Below are 13,065 nucleotides of genomic sequence, written 5' to 3' on the forward strand. Positions count from 1 at the left end.
TTTACTCCTTCGCCTCGTTGCGGCCGAGGTGGAACGCCGTCACTGCTGCAGCCAGCAGCAGCATCGAGGCCAGTTCCACCACCAGCAGGTAAGGGCCGAACAGGCTGATGCCCACGGCCTTGGCGTCAACGGTGGTATGACCGATGGCGGCGCCACTCGGCTGCACGAACAGCACGTACAGCAGTTCGGCCAGCAGCAGGACGGCGAGGAACACCGGCCCGCCCCAGATGCCGGGCTTGAGCCAGCCGCGCTCCTGGGCGACCGAGGCCGGCCCCAGGTTGAGCATCATCACCACGAACACGAACAGCACCATGATGGCGCCAGCGTAGGCGATCACTTCGAGCACGCCGGCAAACGGCGCGCCGAGGGCGAAGAAGGTCATCGCCACGGAGATCAGCGAAATGATCAGGTAGAGCAGGGCATGCACCGGGTTGGTGTTGGTGATCACCCGCAGGGTGGACACCACGGCGACACCGGATGCGAAATAGAAAGCGAATTCCATCTTTCTTCCTTAAGGGAGCAAGCTCTTCACGTTGATCGGCTCGGCTTCGTTCTGCGCGGCGCCCTTCGGCTTGCCGGCAACGGCCATACCTGCAACACGGTAGAAGTTGTAATCAGGGTTCTTGCCGGGGCCGGAGATCAGCAGATCTTCTTTCTCGTACACCAGGTCCTGACGTTTGAACTCGGCCATTTCGAAATCCGGGGTGAGCTGGATCGCGGTGGTCGGGCAGGCTTCCTCGCAGAGGCCGCAGAAAATGCAGCGCGAGAAGTTGATGCGGAAGAACTCGGGGTACCAGCGACCGTCTTCGGTCTCGGCCTTCTGCAGCGAGATGCAACCCACCGGGCAGGCCACGGCGCACAGGTTGCAGGCCACGCAGCGCTCCTCGCCGTCGGGGTCGCGGGTCAGCACGATGCGGCCGCGGTAGCGCGGCGGCAGGTAGACCGGCTCTTCGGGGTATTGCAGGGTGTCGCGTTTGCGGAACCCGTGGGAGAACACCATCACCAGGCTGCGCAGCTGGGTGCCAGTGCCCTTAACGATGTCGCCAATATACTTGAACATGGGTCAAATCCTCACTGGGCCGCAACAGCTGGCGTGTTGAGCAACACGAGCGCAGCGGTCACCAGCAAATTGATCAGGGTCAGCGGCAGGCAGAACTTCCAGCTGAAGTCCATCACCTGGTCATAGCGCGGGCGCGGGATCGAGGCGCGCAGCAGGATGAACAGCATGATGAAGAACGCGGTCTTCAGGGCGAACCACACGAACGACAGTTGCGGCAGGATGCCGAACGGCCCGTGCCAGCCACCGAAGAACAGCGTTACCAGCAGCGCCGAGATCAGGATGATGCCGATGTACTCGCCCACGAAGAACATGCCCCATTTCATGCCGGCATATTCGATGTGGTAGCCGTCGGCCAGTTCCTGTTCCGCTTCCGGCTGGTCGAAGGGGTGACGGTGAGTCACGGCCACGCCAGCGATGAAGAAGGTACAGAAGCCGAAGAACTGCGGAATGATGAACCACAGGTTCTGCGCCTGGTATTCGACGATGTCGCGCATGTTGAACGAGCCGACCTGGGCCACGATGCCCATCAGCGCCAGGCCCATGAACACTTCGTACGACACGGTCTGGGCCGAGGCCCGCAGGCTGCCGAGCAGGGCGTACTTGTTGTTCGACGACCAGCCGGCGAACAGGACGGCGTACACCGACAGGCCGGCCATGGCGAAGAAGAACAGCAGGCCGATGTTCAGGTCCGCGACACCCCAGGTCGGGGTGATCGGGATGATCGCGAAGGCGATCAGCAAGGCGCTCATGGCCACCACCGGCGCCAGGGTGAAGATCACCTTGTCGACGAAGGGCGGGTTCCAGTCTTCCTTGAAGAACATCTTCAGCATGTCGGCGGCAATCTGGAACATGCCGAACGGGCCGACGCGGTTAGGACCGTAACGGTCCTGCCACCAGCCCAGCAGGCGACGCTCGACGAAGCTGAGCAGCGCACCGCAGACCACCACCGCCAGCAACACCACGATGGCCTTGATGACAGTGAGGATCACATCGATCACTTCAGGGGTGAACCAGGTCATTGTGCTGCCTCCTGCAAGCCTTCGACGGATGCACCGAAGATGGCAGGCGGGATGCCGGCCAGGCCTTTGGGCAATGCAACCAGGCCTGCGCCCAGTTCCTCATTGATGCGCAGCGGCAGACGCAGGGTCTGGCCGGCCACGTTCAGGCTCAGCAGTACGCCGTCGTTGACGCCCAGGCGGTCGGCTTCGGACTTGGCCAGTGCCACGTAGGCCTGCGGGATGCGCTCCTGCACCGGGGCGGCGCGCGAAGAGTTCTCTTCACTGCCGAACAGGTGGTAGAACGGCACGGCCTGCCAGGTGCCACGGGCCGGCGAGAACGCCGCCGGAACGCTGGCGAACCAGTTCAGCCTGTCGCCCTGGGTCTCGATCAGGCGGGTGCCCGGGTCGCCTGCACGCAGGTGACCACCGACCTCGTCCTGGAACTTGTTCCAGGCCTGCGGCGAGTTCCAGCCCGGCGACCAGGCGAACGGCACCTGCTGGCGCGGTTCGGCGGAGCCCGAGTAGCCTTCCATGGAGAAGGCGAACGCGGTGTCCGGGTCTTGCGGGGTACGTGGTTCGTGCACGCTGATGTTGGCGCGCATGGCGGTACGGCCCGAGTAGCGCAGCGGCTCGCGGGCCAGTTTCATGCCCTTGATGCGGAACGCGGCCGATGGCGCGGCGTTGACGATGCCGGCCAGTTGCGGCACCACGCCAGCCACGGCGTGGGTCACGTGGTCCAGCTGGGTCCAGTCGACCGGCTTGTTGAGCAGGGTGGCACGCAGTGCGTGCATCCAGCGCCAGCCTTCGTGCACCAGGATGCTGCTGTCCAGGTACTGCGGGTCGAACACCTGGAAGAAGCGCTGGGCGCGGCCTTCCTGGCTGACCAGGGTACCGTCGCCCTCGGCGAAGGTGGCGGCCGGCAGCACCAGGTGCGCGCGGTCGGTGGTCGGGGTTTTCTGGTGGTCGGCAACGATCACCACCTTGGCCGCGGCCAGGGCAGCGTCGACCTTGGCAGCCGGTACGCGGCTGTACAGGTCGTTTTCCAGTACCACGATGGCATCGGCCTTGCCGGCGATCACGGCGTCCAGCGCCGCATCGATCGACTCGCCACCGAGCATGGCCAGGCCCAGGCTGTTGGCCTCGGGCACCACCAGGCTCAGCGAGCCGTTCTTCTCGCGCAGCTTGAGTGCCTTGGCGATGTTGGCGGCAGCTTCGATCAGAGCCCTGGAGGCCAGCGAAGTACCGGCAACCACCAGTGGGCGGTTGGCCGCGACCAGGGCGTCGGCGATGCGCTTGGCCAGGTCCAGGGCTTCGGCGTCCAGGCCTTCGACGGCTGGGGCGCTCGGGTCGATGGCGTGGGCCACGGCGAAACCGATGCGGGCCAGGTCGTCCGGCGCGGCGTGCACGCACTCCTGCGCCACGTCGTCGAGCTTGGTCTCGCTCAGGCTGGCAATGAACAGCGGGTACATGGCGTGCTGGCCGATGTTCTTCACCGCGGCATCGAGCCACGGCTGAACGCGCATGGCATCGGCCATCGCCTCGGCCTTGCCCTTGACCGACTGGCGCAGGGCCAGGGCCACGCGGGCAGCGGTCTGGGTCAGGTCTTCGCCAAGCACGAATACCGCGTCATGGTCTTCCATGTCGCGCAGGGTCGGCACCGGCAGCGGGCTGTCGTTGAGCACCTGCAAAGCCAGGCGCACGCGCTCCAGCTCACCGGCTTCCATGCCTGCATAGAAGTGTTCGGCACCCACCAGCTCGCGCAGGCCGTAGTTGCTCTCCAGGCTTGCACGGGGCGAACCGATACCCACGATGTTGCGCCCGCGCAGCATGTCGGCGGCCTTGTCCAGCGCGGCGTCCAGGCCCAGTTTCTGGCCGTCCTGGAGCAGTGGCTGGCGTGGGCGGTCGGTACGGTTGACGTAGCCGTAGCCGAAGCGGCCACGGTCGCACAGGAAGTACTGGTTCACCGAGCCGTTGAAACGGTTCTCGATGCGGCGAAGTTCACCGTAGCGCTCGCCCGGGCTGATGTTGCAGCCGCTGGAGCAGCCATGGCAGATGCTCGGGGCGAACTGCATGTCCCACTTGCGGTTGTAGCGCTCGGAGTGGGTCTTGTCGGTGAACACACCGGTCGGGCAGACCTCGGTCAGGTTGCCGGAGAACTCGCTCTCCAGGGCACCGTCCTCGACACGGCCGAAATACACGTTGTCGTGCGCACCGAACACGCCCAGGTCGGTACCGCCGGCGTAGTCCTTGTAGTAGCGCACGCAGCGGTAGCAGGCGATGCAGCGGTTCATCTCGTGGGAGATGAACGGGCCGAGCTCCTGGTTCTGGTGGGTACGCTTGGTGAAACGGTAGCGGCGCTCGTTGTGGCCGGTCATCACCGTCATGTCTTGCAGGTGGCAGTGACCGCCTTCCTCGCACACCGGGCAGTCGTGCGGGTGGTTGGTCATCAGCCATTCGACGACGCTGGCGCGGAACACGCGGGCTTCTTCGTCTTCGATGGAAATCCAGCTGCCATCGGTGGCAGGGGTCATGCAGGACATGACGATGCGACCACGGGTGTCGTTCTCGTCGGTGTACTGCTTGACCGCACACTGGCGGCAGGCACCGACGCTACCGAGCGCCGGGTGCCAGCAGAAATAGGGGATGTCGAGGCCTAGCGACAGACACGCCTGTAACAGGTTGTCTGCACCGTTGACTTCGAGCTCTTTGCCGTCTACGTGGATAGTGGCCATGGTTCAAAGTTCTTCGTTGGCCCGCGTCTGCGGGCGTGGCTAATGGAAAGCTGTATGCCTGCGGTTCGCCGTCATCCGGGCGAGCATCGCGGGCAACGGGCGGCACGGACCGCCCGTCTTCTTGTTCGTTATGCGCCAACCACAACGGGTTTGGCCAAGTCCGGGCGCGGTGCAGCAGTGGCTGCGATGCCGGCTTCGAACTCGGGGCGGAAGTATTTGATGGCACTGCCCAGCGGCTCGACCGCACCGGGTGCGTGAGCGCAGAAGGTCTTGCCTGGGCCGAGGAAACCGACCAGCCCCAGCAGCGTCTCGATGTCGCCTGGCTGACCCTGACCTTTCTCGATGGCGCGCAGCAGCTTGACGCTCCACGGCAGGCCGTCGCGGCACGGGGTGCAGAAGCCGCACGATTCGCGGGCAAAGAACTCTTCCATGTTGCGCAGCAGCGAGACCATGTTGACGCTGTCGTCAACGGCCATGGCCAGGCCCGTACCCATCCGGGTACCGACCTTGGCGATGCCGCCGGCGTACATCTGGGCGTCGAGGTGCTCGGGCAGCAAAAAGCCGGTACCGGCGCCGCCTGGCTGCCAGCACTTGAGCTTGAAGCCGTCGCGCATGCCGCCGGCGTAGTCTTCGAACAGCTCGCGGGCGGTGACGCCGAAGGGCAGTTCCCACAGGCCAGGGTTCTTCACCTTGCCGGAGAAGCCCATCAGCTTGGTGCCGTGGTCTTCGCTGCCTTCGCGGGCCAGAGACTTGTACCAGTCGATGCCGTTGCCGACGATGGCCGGCACGTTGCACAGGGTCTCGACGTTGTTCACGCAGGTCGGCTTGCCCCACACGCCCACGGCGGCAGGGAAGGGCGGCTTGGAGCGCGGGTTGGCGCGGCGGCCTTCGAGGGAGTTGATCAGTGCGGTTTCTTCACCACAGATGTAACGCCCGGCGCCGGTGTGCACGAACAGTTCGAAATCGAAACCGCTGCCCAGGATGTTCTTGCCCAGCAGGCCGGCAGCCTTGGCTTCCTCGACCGCACGGGTGAGGTTGCGCGCGGCGGTGGTGTATTCGCCACGCAGGAAGATGTAGCCGCGGTAGGCCTTGAGCGCGCGGGCACTGATCAGCATGCCTTCGATCAGCAGATGGGGCTGTTGCTCCATCAGCATGCGGTCCTTCCAGGTGTTGGGCTCCATTTCGTCCGCGTTGCAAAGCAGGTAGCGGATGTTCATGGATTCGTCTTTGGGCATCAGGCCCCATTTGACGCCCGTCGGGAAGCCCGCACCGCCACGGCCCTTGAGGCCGGAGTCCTTGACGGTCTGCACGATGTCGTCCTGCGACATCTGCGCCAGTGCCTTGCGGGCAGCGGTGTAGCCGTCCTTGGCCTGGTACTCGTCGAGCCACAGTGGCTCGCCGTCGTCGCGCAGGCGCCAGGTCAGCGGATGGGTTTCGGCGGCGCGCGCGATGCGGTTGGCCGGGCCGAAGGAAGTGATGGTCATACGTAACCCTCCAGCAGTTTGGAAACGCCGGCAGGTTGCACGTCGCCAAAGGTGTCGTCGTCGATCATCAGGGCCGGGGCCTTGTCGCAGTTGCCCAGGCAGCATACCGGCAGCAGGGTGAAACGCCCGTCTGCGGTGGTCTGGCCCAGGCCGATGCCCAGCTCGCTCTGGATCTGGCTGACCACCGACTCGTGGCCGCCGATGTAGCAGACCATGCTGTCGCACACACGGATGATGTGGCGGCCGACCGGCTGGCGGAAGATCTGGCTGTAGAAGGTGGCCACGCCTTCGACGTCGCTGGCAGGGATGCCCAGCACTTCGCCGATGGCGTACACGGCGCCGTCCGGCACCCAGCCGCGTTCCTTCTGAACGATCTTCAGGGCTTCGATGGACGCCGCGCGCGGGTCCTCGTAGTGGTGCATCTCGTGCTCGATGGCCGAGCGCTCGGTTTCGCTCAGGGCGAAACGGTCGGTTTGGATAAGCGTGTTATTCATGCTTAGCGGTCCACGTCAGCCATAACGAAGTCGATACTGCCCAGGTACGCAATCAGGTCCGCGACCATGCTGCCGCGGATCACCGAAGGGATCTGCTGCAGGTGCGGGTAGCTCGGAGTGCGGATCCGGGTGCGGTAGCTCATGGTGCCGCCGTCGCTCGTCAGGTAGTAACTGTTGATGCCCTTGGTCGCTTCGATCATCTGGAAGGACTCGTTGGCCGGCATGACCGGGCCCCACGAAACCTGCAGGAAGTGCGTGATCAGGGTCTCGATGTGCTGCAGGGTGCGCTCTTTTGGCGGCGGCGTGGTCAGCGGGTGATCCGCCTTGTACGGGCCTTCCGGCATGTTGCGCATGCACTGGTCGATGATCTTGATGCTCTGGCGCATTTCTTCCACGCGCACCATGCAGCGGTCATAGGCATCGCCATTGCTGGCCAGCGGCACTTCGAACTCGAAGTTCTCGTAGCCCGAGTACGGGCGTGCCTTGCGCAGGTCGAAGTCGCAACCGGTCGAACGCAGGCCGGCACCGGTGACGCCCCATTCCAGGGCTTCCTTGGTGTTGTAGGCAGCCACGCCGATGGTACGGCCCTTGAGGATGCTGTTCTGCAGGGCGGCCTTGGTGTACTCGTCGAGGCGCTTGGGCAGCCAGTCGACGAAGTCCTTGACCAGTTTTTCCCAGCCGCGCGGCAGGTCGTGGGCCACGCCACCGATACGGTACCAGGCCGGGTGCAGACGGAAACCGGTGATGGCTTCGATCACGGTGTAGGCGCGCTGACGGTCGGTGAAGGTGAAGAACACCGGGGTCATGGCGCCGACGTCCTGGATGTAGGTACCCAGGAACAGCAGGTGGCTGGTGATGCGGAAGAACTCGGCCATCATGATGCGGATGGTGTCGACCTTCTGCGGCACCTTGATGCCGGCCAGCTTCTCGACCGCGAGCACGTAGGGCAGGTTGTTCATCACCCCGCCCAGGTAGTCGATGCGGTCGGTGTAGGGGATGAAGCTGTGCCAGGACTGGCGCTCGGCCATCTTCTCGGCACCACGGTGGTGGTAGCCGATGTCCGGGACGCAGTCGACGATCTCTTCACCGTCCAGCTGCAGCACGATACGGAACGCACCGTGAGCCGAAGGGTGGTTGGGGCCAAGGTTGAGGAACATGTAGTCCTCGTTGGCACCGGAACGCTTCATGCCCCAGGCTTCGGGGTTGAAGCGTGCGGCTTCTTCCTCGAGCTGCTGCTTGGCCAGGTTCAGGCTATAGGGGTCGAACTCGGTGGCGCGCGCCGGGAAGTCCTTGCGCAGCGGATGGCCTTCCCAGGTGGGCGGCATCATGATGCGGGTCAGGTGCGGGTGGCCGGCAAAGTCGATGCCGAACATGTCCCAGACTTCGCGCTCGTACCAGTTGGCGTTGGGCCAGATACCGGTGACGGTGGGCAGGTTCAGGTCACCTTCGTTCAGTGCCACCTTGATCATCACGTCGCTGTTACGCTCGACGGACAGCAGGTGGTAGAACACGGTGAAGTCGGCGCCCGGCAGGCCGCGACGCTGGGTGCGCAGGCGCTCGTCCACCCCGTGCAGGTCGTACAGCATGCTGTACGGCTTGGCCACGTTGCGCAGGAAGGTCAGCACTTCGATCAGCTTGGCGCGGGCAACCCAAAGCACCGGCATGCCGGTGCGGGTGTCCTGGGCGGTGAACGCCTCGGGGCCAAAACGATTGTTCAATTCGACGACCACATCCTGGTCGTCAGCCTTGTAAGGCGGGATGTAAATAGCGGTGTCCGCTGTCATGGTCTCGATCGCTTTCGGTCAACGTAGAGAATGAAGCCAGGCCGCCTGCTCGAATGAACAGGCGGCAGGTCGCTGGATCAGACTTCGTCGGGGCTGCGCAGGTGGGTAACCTGGATACGCTGTTCACGACGCTGCTCTTTCTGCGACGGCATCTCGGCGCGGTACACGCCTTGATCGCCGACGACCCACGAAAGAGGGCGCCGCTCCTTGCCGATCGATTCCTGCAGCAGCATCAGGCCTTGCAGGAACGCTTCGGGGCGAGGCGGGCAGCCAGGCACGTAGACATCCACGGGGAGGAACTTGTCGACCCCCTGAACGACCGAGTAGATGTCGTACATGCCACCGGAGTTGGCGCACGAACCCATGGAGATGACCCACTTGGGTTCGAGCATCTGCTCGTACAGGCGCTGGATGATCGGCGCCATCTTGATGAAGCAGGTGCCGGCGATGACCATGAAGTCGGCCTGACGCGGCGATGCCCGGATGACCTCGGCGCCGAAGCGGGCGATGTCGTGGGGTGCCGTGAAGGCCGTGGTCATTTCCACGTAGCAGCAGGAGAGGCCGAAGTTGTACGGCCACAGGGAATTCTTGCGCCCCCAGTTGACGGCTCCACTGAGTACATCTTCGAGCTTGCCCATGAAGATGTTCTTGTGGACCTGGTCCTCTAGCAGCGAATCGGAGACGGTTTCCCGTTCACCGATTGGATACTGCTCGTTGGGCGCATCGGGGTCGATCCTGGTGAGATTGTATTGCATTGCCAAAGCCTCATTGTTTCAGCTTCGCTTGCCGCTTGCGACGACCTTCGGGAGCCCAATCGAGGGCCCCGACGCGCCATAGGTAGACAAGACCTGCCAACAGAATTGCTATGAAAACGAGTGCTTCGACGAATCCGGTCCAGCCGCTTTCGCGGACGGACACAGACCATGCAAAGAGAAAGAGGGCTTCGATATCGAAGATCACGAACAGCATCGCGACCAGATAGAATTTGGCGGAAAGACGCAGGCGGGCACCGCCTGTTGGCAGCATGCCGGACTCGAACGGTTCGTTCTTGCTGCGGCCCCAGGCCTTGCTGCCCAGCAGGGCGGACAGGCCGAGCATGAAGGCACACAGGCCGACGACACCCAAAAGGAAGATGGCAAAGCCCCAGTTGTGGGCGATGAGTCCTGTCGAATCGGGCATGCTGAAAATCCTTAACAGAGCGCTTGGTCTCTGAGCTTGAAAAGAAGTAGAGCAGTGACGATATGTCGCAGCGAAATCTATCGCGCTGATTTTATGGGTAAACCCGTAGCAAGTAAAATTTCTGCAGCAAATTTATTCGTAGCATTAAGAACAAAAATCTTTCGTAACTCGCTGCAGGCCACGTATTCCGTGGATTGCGCGTGCTTTTGTTAATTATGTTTCTTGTATGGCGTAACGAAATGCAAGTTTCGAAATGATAATTAATATCATTTGAGGGGCTCCTGTTATTCCTACCTCCTGCGTCAACTAAAAGTTGTTGTTCAAGGGTGTGGCCGGCAAGTTTGTGCGCCCCTGTTTCGGGCAGTGTCTGCGTGCTGGCGCTGGGCTCTGGCTCAGGGTTGTGCGCGGGGGTGGCGCGTCGGTATCTGCGCTGCCACGGCCGTCCGCTGACGCCGGTGTGCACTAGCATAGCCAATCGGGGGTAATAAGGAAGCCTTGTGCCGGGCGGCTGGCCTTTTCGCCGGCAAGGCTGGCGCCTGCGCGGGGTATGAATGGCACAAGACCCGGAGCCCCATCACAGGCCCCGGGTCTTGCGTGTTACCCGAATGTCACCAATCGATCAGCCGATCAGTGGAACTGCTCTTCTTCGGTCGAGCCGGTCAGGGCGGTAACCGAAGACTTGCCACCCTGGATCACGGTGGTCATGTCGTCGAAGTAGCCAGTGCCCACTTCCTGCTGGTGCGCCACGAAGGTGTAGCCTTTGGACGCGTCGGCGAATTCCTGCTCCTGCAGCTTCACGTAGGCAGTCATGTCGTTGCGGGCGTAGTCGTGCGCCAGGTTGAACATGCCGTGCCACATGTTGTGGATGCCAGCCAGGGTGATGAACTGGTGCTTGTAGCCCATGGCCGACAGCTCGCGCTGGAACTTGGCGATGGTCGCGTCGTCCAGGTTCTTCTTCCAGTTGAAGGAAGGCGAGCAGTTGTAGGACAGGATCTGGTCCGGGTATTCCTTCTTGATGGCTTCGGCAAAGCGGCGTGCTTCGTCCAGGTCCGGCTTGGCGGTTTCGCACCAGATCAGGTCGGCATACGGTGCGTAGGCCAGGCCGCGGGCAATCGCCTGGTCCAGACCGGCACGTACCTTGTAGAAACCTTCCTGGGTACGCTCACCCACCACGAATGGCTGGTCGTACGGGTCGCAGTCGCTGGTCAGCAGGTCGGCGGCGTTGGCGTCGGTACGGGCCAGGATGATGGTCGGTACACCGGCAACGTCGGCCGCCAGGCGGGCAGCGCTGAGCTTCTGTACGGCTTCCTGGGTCGGAACCAGTACCTTGCCGCCCATGTGGCCGCATTTTTTAACCGAGGCCAGCTGGTCTTCGAAGTGAACGCCGGCGGCGCCTGCCTCGATCATGTTCTTCATCAGCTCGTAGGCGTTGAGTACGCCGCCGAAACCGGCTTCAGCGTCAGCCACGATCGGTGCGAAGTAGTCGATGTAGCCGTCGTCGCCCGGGTTCTTGCCGGCTTTCCACTGGATCTGGTCGGCGCGACGGAACGAGTTGTTGATGCGCTTGACCACGGTTGGCACGGAGTCCACCGGGTACAGCGACTGGTCGGGGTACATGGACTCGGCCGAGTTGTTGTCGGCAGCCACTTGCCAGCCGGACAGGTAGATAGCCTGGATACCGGCCTTGACCTGTTGAACAGCCTGGCCGCCGGTCAGGGCGCCCATGCAGTTGACGAAATCTTTTTCAGGGCGGAACGAAGGGTGGGCGCCTTTGGTTACCAGGTTCCACAGCTTCTCGGCACCCATGCGGGCCAGGGTGTGCTCAGGTTGAACCGAGCCACGCAGACGAACGACATCAGCGGCAGAGTAGGTACGGGTCACGCCTTTCCAGCGTGGGTTCTCGGCCCAATCTTTTTCGAGGGCTGCAATTTGCTGTTCGCGTGTCAGTGCCATGAAAGTAAACCTCGTCGCATAGGTCGGTAAAAAATGTTCGCTCTGTCGGCTGCGCTGTGCGTACAGGGGCAGCTCCGATTGCTCGCTGGTCAGAAGCACTGGCAGCCAGTGGTGTGGGCGAAATGGCGACGTTGAACGATGGGGCTCGAAGGGGGAAGTGAGCAGGTCCTTGGCGTGGCTGTCGGGCAGGTTGGCTCGTGGTTGCCGTGCTGCGTCGATCAGGGTGTGCCGTCTACCGTTTGATGCGCTTCCGTCCCTCGGGACAACTTCGTTCCAGTCGCAATCTCGTCAAACCGCCTTGTGGGCTGTACAGACACGAATCGGCTCAGGTCGGGTAGGTCAGAGCGCAACTCGAAGGCCCTTGCCAGGGCCTCTGATTAGCGGGAGCGGGGCCATCATGCCTCTGCGATTCGGGGGCGTCAAATGTTTTGTAGTGCTTTTTTTCATCCACTACATCTTTGGTCTAATACGACTCGTCAGTCAGTTTCGAGGCCTTTGGTCGAGGCCGTGAACGGCGCGGGGTCAGTCCAGTGCCTCGACTTTTACCCGCAAAGTCATGTTCTCACCGCGCTGGGTGGAGTAACTGAGGGTCGAAGCGCTGCGATCGGCCTGACTTTGAGCGTTGACACCTGCCAGGCTGATCCACTCGCCAAGCTTGCCGGTGACCTTCGTGTCGGTGCTTTGCACCTTCACTACATCGGGACGTTCCTGGCTCATCCGGTCATTGTTGGTGCTGATGGCAAGGTGCACGGTTTCGCCGGTGACGCTGGCGGTGACGTAGAAACCCTGGGTGACGTTGCGGTACTCGGTGTTGCTCTGCACGCGTCCGTAGCTGTCGGTCTGGGTGCTGGTGATGGGAATGCTCTGGCCAACCTGGATCAGCGCTGGAGTGCCCTCGCTGGCCTGCACCTGTTGCAGCCCACCCTCGCGGTTGGCGGTGCCGTAGCGGATCACGCGGGCGTTGCCGCGGTTGTCCTGGACGTTGCTGTCGGTGTTGTCGACGCTGATCAGCAGGCGCTTGGGGGCGGTGTCCAGTTGTTGCAGCAGGGTGCGAAGTTCGTCGATCTTGCCGGGCTCGGCATTGACGATCAGCTTGTTTTCGAAGGTGCTGATACTGCCGTCCTTGCCGATGAAGGCTTGCGCGGCGGGGAGCAGTTCGGCGCTGGTGCGGTGGTTCAGCGGCAGGACTTCGGTGGCGGCCAGCGCACTGAGGCTGAACGACAGAAGCAGGGTGGCGAGCAGGGGGCGTAGCGGCATGTCCATGGTCTCCGCGGGTGGAGTGGACATGATGGCAAATTTGTAGCGGTTGTGCTGGCCTGTTCGCCGGCAAGGCCGGCTCCCGCAGGTATGGGAGCTGGTCTTGCCGGCGACAGGGCTGGCG

At 62.9% G+C, this 13,065-nt stretch carries 11 protein-coding genes; all 11 read right to left on the bottom strand.

The genetic code is table 11. The annotated features are described in order from the left end of the window. Position 1: 1 nt before the first annotated feature. Positions 2–502, bottom strand: coding sequence for an NADH-quinone oxidoreductase subunit J (gene nuoJ / locus QMX96_RS13535; RefSeq protein WP_043860871.1), 501 nt, complete (start codon positions 500–502; stop codon positions 2–4). Between the two features lie 9 nt (positions 503–511). Next, positions 512–1,060: an NADH-quinone oxidoreductase subunit NuoI gene (gene nuoI, locus QMX96_RS13540; RefSeq protein WP_009400993.1), complete on the bottom strand. Its 549-nt coding sequence runs from the start codon at positions 1,058–1,060 to the stop codon at positions 512–514. Between the two features lie 11 nt (positions 1,061–1,071). After that, a complete protein-coding gene (nuoH, locus tag QMX96_RS13545; protein WP_054915105.1) occupies positions 1,072–2,079 on the bottom strand; it encodes an NADH-quinone oxidoreductase subunit NuoH in 1,008 nt (335 codons plus the stop codon). Continuing rightward, positions 2,076–4,790 (bottom strand): NADH-quinone oxidoreductase subunit NuoG, encoded by a 2,715-nt coding sequence (nuoG, locus tag QMX96_RS13550; RefSeq protein ID WP_282361902.1) that lies wholly within the window; start codon positions 4,788–4,790, stop codon positions 2,076–2,078. Before nuoG ends, nuoH begins: the two co-directional genes overlap by 4 nt. A gap of 128 nt (positions 4,791–4,918) precedes the next feature. Beyond that, complete coding sequence (nuoF, locus tag QMX96_RS13555) at positions 4,919–6,274, bottom strand: NADH-quinone oxidoreductase subunit NuoF (RefSeq protein ID WP_043860868.1); 1,356 nt, start codon at positions 6,272–6,274, stop codon at positions 4,919–4,921. Further along, positions 6,271–6,768 carry an NADH-quinone oxidoreductase subunit NuoE gene (gene nuoE / locus QMX96_RS13560; protein ID WP_043860867.1) on the bottom strand — a complete coding sequence of 166 codons (498 nt, stop codon included), beginning with the start codon at positions 6,766–6,768 and terminating at the stop codon, positions 6,271–6,273. The genes nuoF and nuoE overlap by 4 nt, the downstream gene beginning before the upstream one ends. Before the next feature lie 2 nt (positions 6,769–6,770). Beyond that, positions 6,771–8,552, bottom strand: a complete 1,782-nt coding sequence (nuoC, locus tag QMX96_RS13565) for an NADH-quinone oxidoreductase subunit C/D (protein ID WP_043860866.1) — start codon at positions 8,550–8,552, stop codon at positions 6,771–6,773. A gap of 77 nt (positions 8,553–8,629) precedes the next feature. After that, the gene (locus QMX96_RS13570) at positions 8,630–9,307 is read right to left on the bottom strand and encodes an NADH-quinone oxidoreductase subunit B (protein ID WP_043860865.1); all 678 of its coding nucleotides are present in this window, start codon (positions 9,305–9,307) and stop codon (positions 8,630–8,632) included. 10 nt (positions 9,308–9,317) lie between these two features. After that, entirely contained in the window at positions 9,318–9,731 is a 414-nt protein-coding gene (locus QMX96_RS13575; protein WP_010220397.1) for an NADH-quinone oxidoreductase subunit A, read from the bottom strand. 627 nt (positions 9,732–10,358) lie between these two features. After that, complete coding sequence (aceA, locus tag QMX96_RS13580) at positions 10,359–11,684, bottom strand: isocitrate lyase (RefSeq protein WP_043860864.1); 1,326 nt, start codon at positions 11,682–11,684, stop codon at positions 10,359–10,361. A gap of 522 nt (positions 11,685–12,206) precedes the next feature. Further along, positions 12,207–12,941: a secretin N-terminal domain-containing protein gene (locus QMX96_RS13585; RefSeq protein WP_229589330.1), complete on the bottom strand. Its 735-nt coding sequence runs from the start codon at positions 12,939–12,941 to the stop codon at positions 12,207–12,209. Between the last annotated feature and the right edge of the window lie 124 nt (positions 12,942–13,065).

Origin of the sequence: Pseudomonas sp. PS01300 (genome assembly GCF_029960155.1) — a bacterium.
GTDB classification, from domain to species: Bacteria; Pseudomonadota; Gammaproteobacteria; order Pseudomonadales; family Pseudomonadaceae; genus Aquipseudomonas; species Aquipseudomonas palmensis.